Here is an 18,337-nt window from a genome sequence, read left to right on the forward strand (position 1 = left end):
CCATGTCTCAGGCTATAGGAATTTTAGAACTCACCAGCATCGCCAAAGGGATGGAACTCGGCGATGCGATGCTGAAAAGCGCCAACGTTAATCTGCTGGTCAGTAAAACCATCTGTCCGGGGAAGTTTTTGCTGATGCTCGGCGGCGATATCGGCGCTATCCAGCAGGCCATTGAAACCGGTACGTCCCAGGCCGGCGAAATGCTCGTCGACAGCCTGGTGCTGGCAAATATTCATCCCAGCGTACTTCCGGCCATCAGCGGCCTGAACAGCGTCGATAAGCGCCAGGCGGTAGGTATCGTCGAAACCTGGAGCGTAGCGGCCTGCATTAGCGCCGCAGACCGGGCGGTGAAAGGCTCAAACGTCACCCTGGTGCGGGTGCATATGGCCTTCGGCATCGGCGGTAAATGCTACATGGTGGTGGCGGGCGACGTTTCTGATGTCAACAACGCCGTGACGGTTGCCAGCGAAAGCGCGGGCGAAAAAGGGTTGCTGGTTTACCGCTCGGTGATCCCGCGCCCGCATGAAGCCATGTGGCGACAGATGGTGGAGGGATAATGGAAAGACAGCCAACAACGGATCGCATGATTCAGGAGTACGTTCCCGGGAAACAGGTCACCCTCGCGCACCTGATTGCCAATCCGGGGAAAGATCTCTTTAAGAAGCTGGGCCTGCCGGATGCGGTTTCCGCGATTGGCATCCTTACCATCACGCCGAGCGAAGCATCGATTATCGCCTGCGATATCGCCACTAAATCCGGCGCGGTGGAAATTGGTTTTCTCGATCGCTTTACCGGTGCCGTAGTGCTGACCGGCGACGTTTCCGCCGTCGAGTATGCCCTCAAGCAGGTAACGCGCACGCTGGGCGAAATGATGCAGTTCACCACCTGTTCGATCACCCGGACGTAACGTCATGAAGCGTTTGATGTTTATCGGCCCCAGCCAATGCGGGAAAACCTCGCTGACCCAAAGCCTGCGCGGCGAAGCGCTCCATTATAAGAAAACTCAGGCCATTGAATGGTCTCCGATGGCTATCGATACGCCGGGCGAATATCTGGAGAACCGCTGCCTGTATAGCGCCCTGCTAACCAGCGCCTGCGAGGCCGACGTCATCGCGCTGGTGCTGAATGCCGACGCCCAGTGGTCGCCCTTTTCTCCGGGTTTTACCGCCCCGATGAACCGCCCGACGATTGGCCTTGTCACCAAAGCCGATCTCGCTGACCCGCAGCGTATTTCGCTTATCGCACAATGGCTTACGCAGGCTGGCGCCCGGCAGATTTTTATTACCAGCGCGCTGAATAACTCGGGTCTCGACGCCGTGCTGGATTTTCTGAATTCGAAGGAACCTTTATGTCTTACAAAATAATGGCCATTAACGCCGGCAGCTCATCGTTAAAATTCCAGCTGCTGGAGATGCCGCAGGGCGACATGCTCTGCCAGGGGCTGATTGAGCGTATCGGTATGGCGGATGCGCAGGTGACAATTAAGACGCACAGCCAAAAATGGCAGGAAACCGTCCCCGTTGCCGATCATCGCGATGCGGTAACGCTGCTTCTGGAAAAGCTGCTGGGTTATCAAATCATTAACAGTCTGCGGGACATTGACGGGGTGGGCCATCGAGTGGCGCACGGCGGTGAGTTTTTTAAAGACTCGACGCTGGTCACGGATGAAACGTTAGCGCAAATCGAACGTCTTGCCGAACTGGCTCCGCTTCACAACCCGGTAAACGCGTTGGGTATTCACGTTTTTCGTCAACTGTTGCCTGATGCCCCTTCCGTAGCCGTGTTTGATACGGCATTTCACCAGACGCTGGATGAACCCGCCTATATTTACCCGCTTCCCTGGCATTATTACGCTGAACTGGGGATTCGCCGTTATGGCTTTCATGGCACCAGCCATAAGTATGTCAGCGGCGTTCTGGCTGAAAAGCTGGGCGTACCACTCAGCGCATTACGGGTGATTTGTTGTCATCTTGGAAACGGTAGCAGCATTTGCGCTATCAAGAACGGGCGTTCGGTCAATACGTCGATGGGCTTTACGCCGCAGTCAGGCGTGATGATGGGCACTCGTAGCGGAGATATTGATCCCTCTATTCTGCCGTGGATAGCCCAGCGCGAAAACAAAACGCCGCAACAGTTGAATCAGTTATTAAATAATGAGTCAGGCTTGCTGGGCGTTTCTGGCGTGTCGTCTGATTACCGCGATGTCGAACAGGCAGCCAATACCGGTAACCGGCAGGCTAAACTCGCTCTCACTCTGTTTGCCGAACGCATTCGCGCCACCATCGGCAGCTATATTATGCAAATGGGAGGACTGGATGCGCTGGTATTCACTGGGGGCATTGGCGAGAACTCAGCGCGCGCCAGATCGGCGGTGTGCCATAATTTGCAATTTTTGGGCTTAGCCGTTGATGAAGAGAAAAATCAGCGTAATGCGACATTTATCCAGACGGAGAACGCCCTGGTGAAAGTCGCCGTCATCAACACCAACGAAGAGTTAATGATCGCACAAGACGTTATGCGCGTTGCGCTACCTGCCACGGAAGGGCTTTGTGTACCAGCCTGAGAGGGTTATACGACGCATTGCGGCAAGTCATGGTAATAACGCTTTTACCATGACACTATGCGCGCACACTATTTGTACCTGAAAGGTGATAACGTGGCTGTTGCGCAATGCCCCGCCTCATGCGGGGAACTTATCCAGGGATGGATTCTGGGCAGTGAGAAACTGGTCTCCTGCCCTGTTGACTGGTACAGCACCGTAGCAGTCACGGCTGCGCCGCCGCTGGTAAACGAGCGTCCATTGTCGCGGGCGATGGTGGAGCGCGTTCTGGCGCACTGGCAGTATCCTGCGCACTGGAGTAACGAGATTCGCGTCGATGTGCGTTCGTCAATTCCCGTTGCCAAAGGCATGGCCAGCAGCACCGCAGATATCGCCGCTACGGCGGTGGCAACGGCGCATCATCTTGGCCATTCGCTGGATGAAACCACCCTTGCACAGCTTTGCGTCTCAATCGAACCCACTGATAGCACCGTTTTTCATCAGTTAACGCTGTTTGATCATAATAATGCGGCCACGCAAATCGCCTGCGAGCCACCGCCGCCAATCGATTTGCTGGTACTGGAAAGCCCGGTCACACTGCGCACGCAAGATTACCACCGTCTCCCTCGCCAGCAGAAATTAATAGCAAGTTCAGCAACCTTGCAGCAGGCCTGGAATCTGGTGCAGGAAGCCTGTATAACGCAAAATCCGCTCCGACTGGGTGAGGCGGCTACGCTTAGCGCTATCGCCAGCCAGACGCTGTTACCTAAGCCGGGCTTTACCGCCCTGCTGTCGCTGGTCGAAGAGTGTGATTTATACGGATTGAACGTGGCGCATAGCGGTAGCGTGGTGGGTCTGATGCTGGACCGGAAACGTCATGATATTGCGCGTCTGAAAGGTAAGCTGGCAGAGAAAAAACTTACCCGACACTGGCCAAAACAACATTTACTCAAGATGGTCACAGGCGGGGTCAAACTGCAGTGAGAGCCTGATATACGCTCCCACTGCCGTAGCGCATTATTCGGCTTTTACATCGGCGTGTTTCATTTCGCCCATCGCTTTCAGCTTTTTGGAAATGTCGCGACGCTCTTTGGAGATTTCGGCATTTTTAATGATGTAGTCATCAACACGATCTTCATAGTCGCTTTTCATACTGGCGATGATACCCTGAATCGCCTCAACGCTCATACCTGGCTTGATGTAGTCGCTCAGGTTGTCCAGCAGCAGCACACGCTTCTGGTTGTCACGGATCTTCTTCTCAATGTCCTGAATTTCACGTTGCAGTTTATTTTTGCGACGGAACAGACGAACAAACTCCAGCACGTCCTGGAAAGAAGGCTTGGTTGTTTCCATTTTTACACCCCTGATAATGTGAGATTCGGATTCGTTAAGCAACTGCTAGTGGATAAACATTACGTTTATCCCCGTCATACTTCAAGCCGCCAGAGGAAACACCGTTACGTCGCCGTCTGGGGAAACCTGAAGGTTCGGAGATAAAATCGTTGTCAGTAGCACTCATTTTATCCTTATATTAGTATCATACTCTTAATCTTTGCTGAATCGAAGCAGCAACAAATTCATTCACCCCATCTGCTTTTTATTTGCGCAAAGCCCGGCAGATCAAATGCGAAAGCAGTTCCAACTGTCGGGCCGTTTCCATACTTAGCCAAACATAGCCGTGGATGGGGGTTTCAGCCACCGCGTCGCCCTGCTGCTCGTTCATTAGCTGCCGCAACTCGGCAGCAATATCATTCAGTTTACCGGTGTTTGCCAGTACCGGCTGCGGGTTGCCTTCAAACAACGCGTGGGCGATCGTTAGCAAGGTTTGCTGCGTCATCTGCTGGGTTTCACGCAATGTGTGCGCGTTAAGCATCACAAAATGGCTGGCGCGCGTCGCCCAGTGGGCATTGATTTGTAATTCAAGCATACAAACCAGATTGCGGTTGATGGTCTGAATGGCCTCGAAAATAGATTTTTGTATCCGGGTTTCTTTACTGGCGGGCGTTATCAGCCCGCGCATTTTGACGACATCGTTCAGCAACCGTTGCAAATGTTTATCCAACCGGGGGCGCTCCAGCAAATTCGGCGACAGCGCTGCCTGATACACCCGATTATACGCCGTGACGCAATGCGCCAGTTGGATGCGCCAGTGCAAAAAGGCGCGCTGGGGCCAGACGCCGGTAAACAACATCGCCAGTAGCGACCCCAAAATCACATCCCCGCCACGCCATAATGCCGTATTCATATCACCAGCGGGAGCGCCGACAACAACGGCGAGCGTTATGCCTATCAGTAGCGCCTGATACGGTTTTTTCCCTAATGCCAGCCAGCCGCACAAAAACATCGCTATCGCACACCACACCAGCATCAGCGGTAAGGAAAAGAGCTCCAGGCGTAGCGCCACCAGCCCTAACGCCGCGCCCAGGATCGTACCGCCTATGCGCTCAAAAGCACGAGGCACTACATTTCCCCAGAATGAGATGGGCCCCATAATCACCACTAATGTGATTAGCGGCCATGTGCCCTCGGGAATAGAAAACAGACGAACCAGCAGAAAGGTAAGAATGAACGCCAGGGCGATACGTATGCCATGCACGATGCGATAATGACGGTACAACCGTATTTCAAAAGGGCTTAATGACTTATCGGCACGCACGCTTGCGCTCCTTACGGGAATGGCAAAAAATGCATTGTACCTGCTTTATAGCAAAAATAGCGCACTGGCGGACGGAACACATTATCCGTCCGCTCTTTTCAGCCAGGAAACCAGTCGATCACTTCCGCTGTACCGGAATATACATTTCAATATCCCAGTATCCATCTTCCATGCCGTTATTCAGATAGGTTTCAAAACAGGGCGCAGAGGCTATCTGATAAGCGCTATCCTGCTCCAGGACGTCAAAAAACCGTTCCCACGGCTTCGCAAAGTCACGGTCTTCCACACGCGCGACAGCAGTGGCATATTCGCCGCCTTCAATGGCGGTCACGATTACGCCTTCGCTATTGTCCGGCAGGATGAAATTCTCTGCCACGGACACCACGGTATCGCAGCGGAGTTTTTCCGCAGGTACGACATCTGGATTGTCGTAATAGACGGCAATCCATTCAACTGGCACGATCCGCTGTCGATCCACCCACGTCATCAGTTGTTCAAAACCCTGCTTCACGGTGTGTTCCCATGGACCGACCATGTGGAAACCAGCTATCTTGCGTTTTTGTTCCTGCCTGATTTCGTAATCCATGCTGCCTCCGTCACTTTACCATACTGTATGAATGTACAGTATAATTACAGCATTTTACGGTCACAAGGACAGCGTGATCATTTTGTGAGCAACCTCGCAATCCCGCCCTTTTGACACCTCAGATGACGGTGAACGGTATGTGACAACGGCTTACGCTTTATGCTGAAAATAGTCGCTCAGACGAGAGAACATACCGCCTTTACCCACCGATTCCAGAGTAACCAGCGGCCACTGAGCGATCAGTTTATCCCGATCGTAGAGCTCTATTTCACCTACCTGTTGATGAGCGGCGATTGGCGCCTCCAGCTCTTTTCTATCCAGCACATATTTTGCTTTGATATGCGGAATTTCCGCTTTAGGCAGCGCCATCCAGAAATCCTGTTCCGTACCCAGCGCAATCTTTTCTTTGTCTCCATACCAGATTCGCTCGCTGCCCACTTTTTTACCGCTGTGCAAAATCTGCACCGTCGCAAAGTTTTGCAGGCCCCACTGCAACAGTTTTCGCGCCTGTTCTTCACGGCCTTTCGAACTTTTCGCTCCCATCACAACAGCGATAAGTCGACGCTGCCCGTCCACCGCCGATGCGATAAGATTAAATCCCGCCCCCGATGTGTGTCCGGTTTTAAGCCCATCGATATGCATGGTCTTATCCCATAATAAGCCGTTGCGGTTCTGCTGCGTGATGCCGTTCCAGGTCAGGCTTTTCTCGCTGTACATGTGATAAAATTCAGGTTCGCCGTGAATAATCGCCCGGGAGAGTACGGCCAGATCATACGCGGAGCTATGTTGTCCCGGCGCATCCAGACCGTGGACGGTTTCAAAATGGGTATCCTGTAAATTGAGTTTTTTCACATAGCTGTTCATCATCGCCACAAACTGCGGCTGCCCGCCCGCGATATAATCCGCCAGCGCCACACAGGCATCGTTACCGGAATCCACGATTAAGCCACGGCTTAAATCACGCACCGACACGCGATCCCCTTCTTTTAAAAACATCAACGAGGAGCCGACAAACACCGGATTATCCTTCGCCCAGGCGTCGCGCCCAACGGTGACGATATCGTCAGGGCTGATACGATGACTATCGATGGCGCGATCGACGACGTAGCCCGTCATTAGCTTGGTAAGGCTGGCGGGATTGCGTTGCTGGTGTTCATTACCGGCGGTAAGAACCTGTCCCGTAGTGTAATCCATCAACACCCAGGCGCCTGCATCAATGGCTGGCGGTTGGGGAGCAAAACTTACGGCATCGGCCGCAAGCGCAGGAGAAAGGTGCATCGCGAATAAAGAAGCGGCAATAAACAAACGGCGTTTCAACAGCATGTCCTCAGGATGGTCTCTATTTGCCGTTCTTTTTACGGAAGTTCAGTTAAACAAACATGGATAAATTGCAAGAAAATGTGACACAAGGCACATTTTCTTGCTGACTTTATTTTATGGATACGCTCAGACGGCGGACTTATCCCCGCGCGGCGCGGTACGATGACGATGATAGCCGTCAACCATGCTACGGAAAATTTGTCCCGGCGTGTCGCCAAGAGTACACAGATAGAGATGCGCGCAAATAAACAGTAAGCCGATGATAGCAAGCGCCATATGCAGCACCAGCATCACAGGGCCCAGACCCGCAACCTGCGGATAGAGACACAGCAAACCGGTGATGATTAACAGCGGTACCAGCGCGTACATAATTGCCAGATATGCCAGTTGTTGCAGTGGATTGAACTTACTCTGCTCTGTTGCCGCGAACGGATGCGCTTCCCCCTTCATGATGCCAAAAAGGTAAAAACGCGTCTGGCGTATGCAGCGCGTCACCAGTCCGGAAAAATTTACCCGATAGTGACACCCGTTACCTGTGGTGAGGTTGATCAGCACAAACCCGACCCAGAAAGCCAGTAAGGCAAAACCACACCAGGTATGCACTTGTACCATTAGCGCTACAGGGCCGAGAGAAAAATGACCAAATAAACCGCTTAACAGTAATAAAACAAACAGTAACGCATTTCCCCAATGCCAACGGCGAATCGCCAGCGAGTAGAGATAGTCACGATGCTCTTCGCCGCCCGCCGTTTTTGGCGCCAGCATCCGGCGCAATAACGCATGGATAACCAGCCCAACAAGCATGAGCAGCACCACGACGCCTGCGTAAATTAACCACAGCGGCCAATAATCTGGCGCATAATGTAGTTCCGCTCCCCAGATAGTATTCATGCTTTACCCTCCTGATGGACTTCTTTACGACGGTACAGATTGACCGCGCCGCTACGCGCCTCCTGCTGGCGATAGACCTCTTTCTGACCGACCCAGCGCTGGATCTCGCTCTCATCCAGTCTGCCGAATTTCAGCGCGTCCGTTGGGCAAACGGATACGCACGCCGGAGACTGGCCAGCCGCCAACCGCGTGTCGGCGCAGAAGTTACACTTGTCGGCGACACCGGTTTGCGGATTCAAATAGCGCACATGGAAAGGACACGCGGCAACACAATAATCGCAGCCAATACAGCGCGATTTATCCACCTGCACGATCCCGTTTTCATCACGATATGACGCTCCGGTAGGACAAACGCTGACACATGGCGCATTTTCACAGTGCTGGCAGGAGACGCGGACAAATTGAAAATGGGTTAGTGCGTTGGATGTCTGTTCAGGGGCGCGAATTTGTACCTGTACGCGGCTAAATCCCTCCGGTACGTCATTAAGCACTTTGCAGGCAACGGTACACGCCTGGCAGCCGATACAACGTTTTTCATCATGCAGCATGACGTACTGATTCGTTAAATGATTCATGGTTCCCTCCTCCCTCATGCCCGGCTCAGCGTCACGCCTGCGGTATGCACTACCGTACCGGATACCGGACTCGTCACGTGCGGCAGTAAATTTCCGCAGTGGATACCGTGTGTCGTCGCCGCCGTTTTGGCCCCAGCTTTAGCGCCAAATCCCATATAGACAAAAAGCGTGTCCGGACGGATACCGGGCGTCACCAGCGCCTTACCTTTCTCTTTACCCGTAGCATTTTCCAGCCAGATCTCATCGCCGGTCTTAATGCCTTTTTCTTGCGCCGTTTGCGGATGGACCCAGACCGCGTTATCCCACATTAGCTCGCTGAGTAAAGGTACGTACTGCGTCGCGCCATTGGTGTGCACGGCCACCTTGCCCTGAATGAAGTAAAGCTCATTCTCTTTTTTAAGCGCAAAGTCACGAACGCGCGGAACGCCGTAGCCTGGGAGCAATTCCTCCAGGGTTGCGGAATAAAGTTCGATTTTGCCGGAGGGCGATTTGAAGCGAAGCTGTTCGCCATAGGTGTTGTCGCTGTCCGTCGCGATAGCGCCGGGGTAACGCGCCGTAAACTGGCGAACGGATTCTGGTTCGCGTAATAGCAGCGGAACGCCCCATTCGAGATACCCTTTCTGTCGCAGTTCCTTCGCTAAGGCATGGTCGCCGTTCAACTGATAGAGTTGGCGCGTCTGCATATCCTGCCACGGATAGTACTGCCCTAATCCCAACAGCTCGCCAAGCTCTTTCCAGATTTGCCAACTCGGACGCGCCTCGCCAATCGGCTCTACGACCTGTTGGCGCAGAGCGTAAGCCGGGTGCAGTCCCGACATATCCGATACCTCTTCGTCCCGTTCGAGATAGGTGCATTCCGGCAGCAGATAGTCGGCATATGCCGCGCTCTCACTCAAATAGACATCGCAACTGACCACCAGATCCAGTTGCTCAACGGTTTTTACCAGGTCCGAACGACAGGTGACGGTCTGGAAAGGATTATGCCGCGACATAATCCACGCCTTTATCGGGTAAGGCTTCTCGGTTAACACCGCGTCAATAATGCTTTGCACCACGCCACCGCCAGCGGCGATATATTTAAACTGCGGTGCGACCAAATCGATGCGTTGCGCCGTCGGTTTCGGCATATTTTTAATGTTGAGTTTCGCCAGCGTTGGCGCGACCTTTTCTCCGGCCAGTTTGTTGTAAACCGACGCGTTTTTTTTCTGATATAGCCCGCCTTCGCGCTCAATATTACCGAGCAGTACATTAAGCGTAAAAATCATACGCCGCATATCGATCTCTTCCTGCGAGAACGTCGCGCGATGACCAGGACTGACAATAGCGTGAGGCGCGCAGGCGGCCAGTTCGCGTGTCACCCGGACAATAACGTCGGCCGGGACATCGGCCTGCGCGGCGGCCCATTCCGGCGTCGTCTCTTTTACCGCCTGTGCTAACTGTTCAAATCCGCTGGTATAACGCTCAACAAAAGACGCATCGTAGAGTTGTTCATCAATCATGACGTGGCACATCGCCAGCAGAACCGCTAAATCCCCCCCGGGACGAATAGCGTGCCACTCATCCGCCTTGCTGGAAAATATCGACAAACGCGGATCGAAGCTCACCATTTTGGCCCCCTTCTCCTGCGCGGTCATTAACTCATGGGTATCGGCAACTTCAATCCCTTCATACAAATTGTGGCCAAACGAAACCAGATAGCGCGTGTTAGCGATATCCATCGCCAGATCGCCGCCCATCATCACTTTTGCCGCAATGGCTTTCCCGGCAGGGCATGTTGAGGCGTGAGTAAAGGTATTAGGCGAACCAAAGGCCGTAGCCAGATGGAAAAGATGGCTGGAGAGCGAGCCCGATTTGGAAGAGAAAGCCACGGTCTCGGGGCCATGCTGCGCTTTGATGGCATTCATTTTCGCCGCGATTTCCTGGTAAGCCTGTTGCCAGCTAATCACCTGCCATTCACCGTCGCCGCGTGGCCCGGTGCGTTTCATAGGTTTTACAATCCGTTGCGGGTCATTGACCAGGCTGACGCCGCTCCCGCCCCTGGCGCATATGCGCGTCCCCTGCTGCGGCGCAGAAGGATTGCCCTGGATAAAAACGGTCTTGTTATTGACTACCTGCGCCTGAATAGGGCAACGAAAGGAACACATTTCGCACAAGCTTGGCGTTAGCGTGGTTTTACCGTTAATGCCGGCAATCGGGTTGCGCGCCAGCGCCCCGGGCGGAAAAGCGCCCAGCGCGCAGGCAGAGCAGCCGATGCCTACCCCCTGCAAAAAAGAACGACGACTAATGCTCATATAACCTCCTGTTATTAGATATAGCTGAAGATTATATTTAATTTGTATTATGAAATGTCGGCTTCAATCACAATTTGAAATAGTTGTTAAAATGAAGATGCCGACACGATAAACCTTTTGTTTTATAAAAATTTTATATTTTCTGAACACGCACATGGACTGTCATTGAATAATCAGCAGAATTATCAAACAACCCACTGTTAATTATAAAAATGATACAACTCCAATAACACGTAATAATATTTTAAAAAAAACGATTAGTTCCTGAAAAGCGATTTCGCGCGGCTTTTCGCAGTTCTTTCTCATACGCGCCGGACCGTCCGCCGACGATATCCCGAATGCCGGCGAAAAAACGCTGATTGAGCATCAAAGCGGGTTTACTTTTGCGCACTTATAGGCTTCGTTACCCGACCCGCTCTCTTATGCATGGATTTTTCCGCAGATACGTCAGCATCCCACAATACGGTGACATGATGGCAGGATGGACACTTTCTGAAAGAAACCTGCCAGATAACATGGTGAATTGTGATCTCCATCGCCATACCGACATATGAAACTTACTTCTAAGGCGTTAAAAATCCAGACCGTTTTTCCATAATGATGTTGATAAGGAATTCTAATGAAAATATCATCAGGCACAATTAATTTTTCTACTATTCCTAACCAGGTTAAAAAATTAATTACCTCTATTCGTGAACATACGAAAAACGGGCTCGCCTCAAAAATAACCAGTGTTAAAAACACGCATACATCTTTAAATGAAAAATTTAAAACAGGAAAGGACTCACCGATTGAGTTCACGTTACCACAAAAAATAAAAGACTTCTTTCAGCCGAAAGATAAAAACACCTTAAACAAAACATTGATTACTGTTAAAAATATTAAAGATACAAATAATACAGGTAAGAAAAATATTTCAGAAGAAGATGCCTCAAAAATGACTGCAGCATTCATGCGTAAGCATATAGCAAATCAATCACGTGATTATAATTACAGAGTGACAGGTGCGGCCCCGCTCCCCGGTGGAGTCTCTGTATCAGCCAATAACAGGCCAACGGTTTCTGAAGGTAGAACACCACCAGTATCCCCCTCCCTCTCACTTCAGGCTACGTCTTCCCCGTCATCACCTGCCGACTGGGCTAAGAAACTCACGGATGCAGTTTTACGACAGCAAGCCGGAGAACCCCTTACGACCGCAGATCGCGATTTTTCAAACGCAGATTTCCGTAATATTAAATTCAGCAAAATATTGCCCCCCAACTTCATGAAGCGAGACGGCGATATTATCAAGGGGTTCAACTTTTCAAATTCAAAATTTACTTATTCTGATATATCTCATTTACATTTTGACGAATGCCGATTCACTTATTCGACACTGAATGATGTAGTCTGCAGTAATACGAAATTTAGTAATTCAGACATGAATGAAGTGTCTTTACTGTATTCAATTACTACACAACAACAGCCCTCTTTTATTAATACAACCTTAAAAAATACGCTTATACCTCACAAAGCCAACCTCTCCGACGTTATTTTAAATGAACCGGATAATTCATCACCTCCGTCAGTGTCAGGGGGCGGAAATTTTATTCGTCTAGGTGATATCTGGCTGCAAATGCCACTCCTTTGGACTGAGAACGCTGTGGATGGATTTTTAAATCATGAACATAATAATGGTAAAAGTATTCTGATGACCATTAACAACCTGCCCGATAAATACAGACAGGAAAAAGTCCGGGCAATGGAAGATCTGGTAAAGTCATTTCGGAGTGGCCGCTTAACAGAGGCACGTATCCGGCCAGTTGAAAGCTCGCTGGTGAGCGTACTGGCCCACCCCCCCTATACGCAAAGTGCGCTTATCAGCGAGTGGATCAGGCCTGTTCAGGAACGTTTTTTTGCCCACCAGTGCCAGACCTATAATGACGTTCCCCTGCCGGCTCCTGACACATATTATCAGCAGCGCATACTGCCTGTGTTGCTGGATTCGTTTGACAGGAACAGCGCCGCCATGACCACTCACAGCGGACTCTTTAATCAGGTGATTTTACACTGTATGACAGGCGTGGACTGCACTGATGGCATCCGCCAGAAAGCTGCAGCGCTTTATGAACAGTATCTTGCTCACCCGGCGGTGTCTCCCCACATCCATAATGGGCTCTTCGGCAATTATGACGGCAGCCCGGACTGGACAACCCGCGCTGCAGATAATTTCCTGCTGCTTTCCTCCCAAGATTCAGACACGGCGATGATGCTCTCCACTGACACGCTGTTAACAATGCTAAACCCTACTCCTGACACTGCATGGGACAACTTTTACCTGCTGCGAGCCGGAGAGAACGTTTCCACCGCGCAAATCTCTCCGGTAGAGTTATTCCGTCATGACTTTCCGGTGTTTCTCGCCGCATTTAATCAGCAGGCCGTGCAGCGACGCTTTGGGGAACTGATTGATATCATCCTCAGCACTGAAGAGCACGGGGAGCTGAACCAGCAGTTTATTGCCGCCACGAACCAGAAACATTCCACCGTGAAGTTGATTGATGATGCCTCAGTGTCGCGTCTGAACACCATTTTTGACCCCCTGCTTCCTGAAGGCAAACTCAGCCCGGCACACTACCAGCACATCCTCAGTGCTTATCACCTGACTGACGCCACCCCACAGAAGCAGGCGGAAACCCTGTTCTGTCTCAGTACCGCATTCGCACGCTATTCCTCCAGCGCCATTTTCGGCACTGAGCATGACTCTCCGCCGGCCCTGAGAGGCTATGCGGAGGCGCTGATGCAGAAAGCCTGGGAGCTGTCTCCGGCGATCTTCCCGTCCAGCGAACAGTTTACCGACTGGTCCGACCGTTTTCACGGCCTCCATGGCGCCTTTACCTGTACCAGCGTTGTAGCGGATAGTATGCAACGTCATGCCAGAAAATATTTCCCGAGTGTTCTGTCATCCATCCTGCCACTGGCCTGGGCGTAGTCCAGCCTTAACCCGTATGGAATTAAGGGACACAGCGTTGTGTCCCTCTGTAAATAGACCCGTTTTAGTCCATGCATTTTTTGAGATCCCGGCCAGATTGACCCTGGCCTAAATTCCATACAGTACTAAATCGGAATCAGTAATTTCAGATGAACCGGAATATGGTTTACCATAGAGGGAGCGTAGCTTAGTGTCGCTGATGGTCATTTTAGTATTTTGTACTCACCATCGCATGTACGAACATTAGCAACAATATCAATTGGTGTACAAATACAATCAATCAACGACAAAATAAAAGAATAAAATATTTCATATACATATAACATCAGGCGTGTACATCAAGTGACAGTTAAAAACGACAGCATACAGAGCACATTCCTCTTCCATGATTACGAAACCTTCGGTACGCATCCGGCCCTCGACAGACCTGCGCAATTCGCCGCGCTCCGTACGGATAACGACTTCAACGTTATTGGCGAGCCGGAGGTGTTTTATTGCAAACCCGCCGATGATTATCTACCGCAGTCCGGCGCAGTGCTGATTACCGGCATCACGCCGCAGGAAGCGCGTGAGAAAGGAGAAAACGAAGCCGCTTTCGCCAGACGCATTCATGCGCTGTTTACCGTTCCTAAAACCTGCGTTGTGGGCTACAACAATGTGCGCTTTGATGATGAAGTCACGCGCAATATTTTTTATCGCAACTTTTACGATCCCTATGCCTGGAGCTGGCAGCATGATAATTCACGTTGGGATCTATTGGATGTCATGCGCGCCTGTTATGCGCTGCGCCCGGAGGGAATTAACTGGCCGGAAAACGACGACGGCCTGCCCAGCTTTCGTCTGGAACATTTAACCCAGGCGAACGGGATCGAACACAGCAACGCGCATGATGCGATGGCGGATGTCTACGCCACTATTGCGATGGCGCAACTGGTGAAAACACGCCAGCCGCGGCTGTTTGATTATCTTTATAGCCACCGCAGTAAACATAAACTGGCGGCGCTGATTGACGTTCCGCAAATGAAGCCGCTGGTGCATGTCTCCGGCATGTTTGGCGCGTGGCGCGGTAATACAAGCTGGGTCGCGCCGCTGGCGTGGCATCCTGAAAACCGTAACGCGGTGATCATGGTCGATTTAGCAGGCGATATTTCTCCTCTTCTTGAACTGGACAGCGACACCCTTCGCGAGCGGCTTTATACGGCCAAAGCCGATCTTGGCGATCACGCCGCAGTGCCGGTAAAGCTGGTGCATATCAATAAATGTCCGGTACTGGCGCAGGCGAATACCTTGCGCCCGGAGGATGCCGACCGGCTGGGAATTAACCGCCAGCACTGCCTGGATAACCTGAAAGTGTTGCGTGAAAACCCGCAGGTCCGCGACAAAGTGGTGGCGATTTTCGCCGAAGCCGAACCTTTTGCCGCCTCGGATAACGTTGATGCCCAGCTCTATGATGGTTTTTTCAGCGATGCCGATCGCGCAGCCATGAAAATCGTACTCGAAACCGAGCCGCGTAACCTGCCCGCGCTAGATATTACCTTTGTCGATAAGCGCATTGAGAAGCTACTGTTTAATTACCGCGCGCGCAATTTTCCCGGTACGCTGGATGACGCAGAGCAGCAGCGCTGGCTGGAGCATCGCCGTCAGGTGCTGACGCCGGAGTTTTTACAACAGTATGCCAACGAATTGCAGATGCTTTCTCAGCAGTATGCGGAAGATAAAACGAAGCTGGGGCTGCTGAAATCACTGTGGCAGTACGCAACTGAGATTGTGTAATTGACCAATGCCTGACGGGCATTGTTAATCCAGAGCGGATAAATAGTGACGCCGCCATCCGGTAAACATGCTGGATGACAAACAAAAAACCGGAGGCACTGCCTCCGGTTTTACTATTACCAATAATACGCGCGATTACGCGACGTCTTCGTACTGTGGAACCGGGTTGCGGAAGCTTTTAGTTACGCACGCCAGATAAATCAGCCCGATACCCGCCCAGATCAGGCCCAGTACCATTGAGCTCTCTTCCAGGTTAACCCACAACGCACCAACCGTGAGCGCACCGCACATAGGCAGGAACAGATACTGGAAGTGATCTTTCAACGTTTTATTACGCTTCTCACGGATCCAGAACTGCGAAATCACCGACAGGTTAACGAAGGTAAACGCGACCAGCGCACCAAAGTTAATCAGCGCCGTCGCCATCACTAGGTCAAAATTAATCGCCAGCAGCGCGATCGCCCCGACCAGGATGATGTTCATCGCTGGCGTACGCCATTTCGGATGAACGTAACCGAAGAAGCTTTTCGGGAATACGCCGTCACGCCCCATTACGTACATCAGGCGCGCTACGCCTGCATGCGCCGCCATACCGGAAGCCAGCACGGTGATAGTAGAGAAGATCAGCGCGCCCACCTGGAAGGTTTTACCCGCCACGTACAGCATGATTTCCGGCTGAGACGCATCCGGATCTTTAAAGCGAGAGATATCCGGGAAGTACAATTGCAGGAAATAGGTCGCAAAGATGAAGATCAGGCCGCCAATCAGCGCGGTCAGGAAAATCGCACGCGGGATCACGCGCTCAGCATCTTTGGTCTCTTCCGACAGGTTACTGATGCCGTCAAAGCCGGTAAAGGAGAAGCACAGGATCGTCGCTCCCGTAATCATCGGGATAACGTGCGCATCGCCGGACCAGAACGGACGGGTGCTCGCCAGCGTACCGGCGCCTTCGCCTTCAAATACGCCATAAACCACCATGCCCAGAATGACCGCAATCAGCACCACCTGTAGCACTACAATCACGGTGTTGAAGTTAGCGACCGATTTGAGGCTGCGCAGGTTAAAGGCCGTCATAAAGGCCACCAGCGCCACGACAAACACCCATGACGGAATGGAGGGCACCAGCGCTTCAAAATAAATTTTCGCCAACAGAATGTTGATCATCGGCGCGAACAGATAATCGAGCAGAGAAGACCAACCCACCATAAAGCCAACAGTCGGGCTGATGGATTTCTGGGCGTAGGTGTACGCCGAACCCGCGGAAGGGTAGCGACGCACCAGTTTCCCGTAGCTCAACGCCGTAAACAGAATCGCGATTAACGCGAATGCATACGCCGTCGGTACGTGACCGTCAGTGAGGCCTGAAACGATACCAAATGTATCGAACAGCGTCATCGGCTGCATATAGGCAAGACCCATCATTACAACCGGAACTAACGTAAGCGTTTTACGTAATTCCACGCGAGAGGTGTTTGGAGTAACGTTATGCGACATGGTCATTCTCCTTTACGGCGAATGCCGTCGCGTAAGCAAAAAATTGCCCCATTTTCTGGATTCCTCAGCGACAACAACTGTCGATTTTTAAGTAAGTATCTATCCGGTACGAAGCCCGGCCTCTTGGTATTGAATGATGTGTTTGAAGCAAAAAAATAACCGACGCGTATTAAAACGTCGGTTAGTGTCATTTTTTGCAAGCGGCGTATTCTGCCCTAAATTGAAGTGAAATGACAAGAGAATGCGAGCGCGTTCAAAAAATTATTTTTCATAAGCGATTGATTTTTAAACCGGCGATTTTGCATACACCCCAGCAATAGCATTATTTGCTAAAATTTCATCCCGCCACCAGCCGCTGGCCAGCCCGGCGGTCTGTTCATTCCAGCCAACCCACACCGGTTCATAGACGATTTGCGCCACCACTTTCTTCTCTATAAGCGCGCCGCTTTCCAAAAATCGCTGCGCCAGATAACGCGGTAAATAGCCGCATCCCAGGCCGCTAATTTGCAGCTCCAGCTTGGTTTTAAAATCAAACACGGTAATCGCTTCCTGAGCGTCGAGCAGTTCAGACCCTATTGATCGCGAGGAATGGACGCTATCGCCAACCACAATCGCGCGAAAACGTTTGATCGTCTGGCGGCTAAGCGGTTCCTCTTCATGAACCAGCGGATGATGCGGGGCGACAGCAAACACCAGTTCAAGATCGCCCAGTCTTGCAAAGCCAAAGCCGGTGTCAGGCGGCGGCGCGCGCATGGCGCCAACAATGATATCCGCCCTTCCCTGCGTCAGCGTCTCCCATGAACCGCCGAGAACGCCATTAACAAATTTAAGGCGCGTCACGCTGTGGCGTTGATAAAAAGCGTCGATAAGCGGGGCCAGAAGAGAAAAGGGAAAGGTATCATCCACACCGATGACCAGTTCGTTCTCCCAGCCTTCATGCAGTTTAATCGCCTGCTTTTCCAGCTCGCGAACGGTGTGCAGCACTTCACGGCCTTTTTCCAGTAGCATCTTACCGGTTCGCGTAAATCGCGCGCGATGCCCGCTACGGTCGAGCAGTTGGATATTAAGATCGTTTTCCAGCTTATGAACGGTATAACTGAGGGCGGACGGCGTTTTAAATAATTTTGCCGACGCCGCCGCGAAGCTGCCTTCTTTTTCTAACGCATCAAGAATAACCAGAACGTCCAGCAGTGGTTTCATACTCGTCCCCTTGCGCTATATGGCGACCACCTGCTGGACAGCGA

The 18,337-nt window shown here is 51.7% G+C and carries 17 protein-coding genes and 2 pseudogenes; 7 read left to right on the forward strand and 12 right to left on the reverse strand.

Annotated features, from left to right (window positions below; all coding sequences use genetic code 11):
• Window positions 1-2: 2 nt before the first annotated feature.
• From pduT to pduX, 5 genes are all read left to right on the forward strand, one after another.
• Window positions 3-557 carry a propanediol utilization microcompartment protein PduT gene (gene pduT, locus J4614_RS05495; protein WP_000075777.1) on the forward strand — a complete coding sequence of 185 codons (555 nt, stop codon included), beginning with the start codon at window positions 3-5 and terminating at the stop codon, window positions 555-557.
• Window positions 557-907, forward strand: a complete 351-nt coding sequence (gene pduU, locus J4614_RS05500; RefSeq protein ID WP_000441100.1) for a propanediol utilization microcompartment protein PduU — start codon at window positions 557-559, stop codon at window positions 905-907. The genes pduT and pduU overlap by 1 nt, the downstream gene beginning before the upstream one ends.
• Window positions 908-911: 4 nt before the next feature.
• Entirely contained in the window at window positions 912-1,364 is a 453-nt protein-coding gene (gene pduV, locus J4614_RS05505) for a propanediol utilization protein PduV (RefSeq protein ID WP_000826270.1), read from the forward strand.
• The gene (gene pduW / locus J4614_RS05510; protein WP_000120646.1) at window positions 1,349-2,563 is read left to right on the forward strand and encodes a propanediol utilization propionate kinase PduW; all 1,215 of its coding nucleotides are present in this window, start codon (window positions 1,349-1,351) and stop codon (window positions 2,561-2,563) included. The genes pduV and pduW overlap by 16 nt, the downstream gene beginning before the upstream one ends.
• Window positions 2,564-2,656: 93 nt before the next feature.
• Complete coding sequence (pduX, locus tag J4614_RS05515) at window positions 2,657-3,523, forward strand: L-threonine kinase PduX (RefSeq protein WP_001518728.1); 867 nt, start codon at window positions 2,657-2,659, stop codon at window positions 3,521-3,523.
• 33 nt (window positions 3,524-3,556) lie between these two features.
• Here the strand turns inward: pduX and J4614_RS05520 are convergent, their stop codons facing one another.
• The 8 genes and pseudogenes from J4614_RS05520 to J4614_RS05555 all read right to left on the reverse strand — a co-directional run.
• On the reverse strand, window positions 3,557-3,892 hold the full coding sequence (locus tag J4614_RS05520) for a DUF496 family protein (RefSeq protein WP_000450405.1): 336 nt from the start codon (window positions 3,890-3,892) through the stop codon (window positions 3,557-3,559).
• 244 nt (window positions 3,893-4,136) lie between these two features.
• Entirely contained in the window at window positions 4,137-5,195 is a 1,059-nt protein-coding gene (locus tag J4614_RS05525) for an FUSC family protein (protein WP_001200862.1), read from the reverse strand.
• A 118-nt stretch (window positions 5,196-5,313) separates the two neighbouring features.
• A complete protein-coding gene (sbmC, locus tag J4614_RS05530; RefSeq protein ID WP_000384326.1) occupies window positions 5,314-5,781 on the reverse strand; it encodes a DNA gyrase inhibitor SbmC in 468 nt (155 codons plus the stop codon).
• 150 nt (window positions 5,782-5,931) lie between these two features.
• Complete coding sequence (dacD, locus tag J4614_RS05535; protein WP_000925038.1) at window positions 5,932-7,104, reverse strand: serine-type D-Ala-D-Ala carboxypeptidase DacD; 1,173 nt, start codon at window positions 7,102-7,104, stop codon at window positions 5,932-5,934.
• Window positions 7,105-7,227: 123 nt separating this feature from the next.
• On the reverse strand, window positions 7,228-7,992 hold the full coding sequence (phsC, locus tag J4614_RS05540) for a thiosulfate reductase cytochrome B subunit (protein WP_001092549.1): 765 nt from the start codon (window positions 7,990-7,992) through the stop codon (window positions 7,228-7,230).
• Complete coding sequence (phsB, locus tag J4614_RS05545; protein WP_023251554.1) at window positions 7,989-8,567, reverse strand: thiosulfate reductase electron transport protein PhsB; 579 nt, start codon at window positions 8,565-8,567, stop codon at window positions 7,989-7,991. The genes phsC and phsB overlap by 4 nt, the downstream gene beginning before the upstream one ends.
• 14 nt (window positions 8,568-8,581) lie before the next feature.
• The gene (phsA, locus tag J4614_RS05550) at window positions 8,582-10,858 is read right to left on the reverse strand and encodes a thiosulfate reductase PhsA (protein WP_000028232.1); all 2,277 of its coding nucleotides are present in this window, start codon (window positions 10,856-10,858) and stop codon (window positions 8,582-8,584) included.
• A gap of 258 nt (window positions 10,859-11,116) precedes the next feature.
• A pseudogene (locus J4614_RS05555) lies at window positions 11,117-11,216 on the reverse strand (heavy metal-binding domain-containing protein); the annotation flags it as partial.
• A 261-nt stretch (window positions 11,217-11,477) separates the two neighbouring features.
• On the opposite strand from J4614_RS05555, the gene sopA reads away from it, so the two are divergent.
• Complete coding sequence (sopA, locus tag J4614_RS05560) at window positions 11,478-13,826, forward strand: SPI-1 type III secretion system effector HECT-type E3 ubiquitin transferase SopA (RefSeq protein ID WP_000704007.1); 2,349 nt, start codon at window positions 11,478-11,480, stop codon at window positions 13,824-13,826.
• Between the two features lie 129 nt (window positions 13,827-13,955).
• Here sopA and J4614_RS22015 read toward each other — a convergent pair.
• Window positions 13,956-14,033, reverse strand: a pseudogene (locus J4614_RS22015) (hypothetical protein); the annotation flags it as partial.
• Between the two features lie 135 nt (window positions 14,034-14,168).
• Here J4614_RS22015 and sbcB point away from each other — a divergent pair.
• Window positions 14,169-15,599 carry an exodeoxyribonuclease I gene (sbcB, locus tag J4614_RS05565; RefSeq protein WP_088523976.1) on the forward strand — a complete coding sequence of 477 codons (1,431 nt, stop codon included), beginning with the start codon at window positions 14,169-14,171 and terminating at the stop codon, window positions 15,597-15,599.
• Window positions 15,600-15,734: 135 nt separating this feature from the next.
• On the opposite strand, the gene plaP is transcribed toward sbcB, so the two are convergent.
• From plaP to J4614_RS05580, 3 genes are all read right to left on the reverse strand, one after another.
• A complete protein-coding gene (plaP, locus tag J4614_RS05570; RefSeq protein ID WP_001519005.1) occupies window positions 15,735-17,093 on the reverse strand; it encodes a putrescine/proton symporter PlaP in 1,359 nt (452 codons plus the stop codon).
• A complete protein-coding gene (gene yoeI / locus J4614_RS05575; protein WP_096335044.1) occupies window positions 17,083-17,145 on the reverse strand; it encodes a membrane protein YoeI in 63 nt (20 codons plus the stop codon). The genes plaP and yoeI overlap by 11 nt, the downstream gene beginning before the upstream one ends.
• A 233-nt stretch (window positions 17,146-17,378) precedes the next feature.
• The gene (locus J4614_RS05580; RefSeq protein ID WP_000803384.1) at window positions 17,379-18,293 is read right to left on the reverse strand and encodes a LysR family transcriptional regulator; all 915 of its coding nucleotides are present in this window, start codon (window positions 18,291-18,293) and stop codon (window positions 17,379-17,381) included.
• Window positions 18,294-18,337 lie beyond the last annotated feature (44 nt).

The sequence above is a fragment of the Salmonella sp. 32031103-2018-00083-FB-01-SM-01 genome (assembly GCF_017571995.1).
GTDB lineage: Bacteria > Pseudomonadota > Gammaproteobacteria > Enterobacterales > Enterobacteriaceae > Salmonella > Salmonella enterica.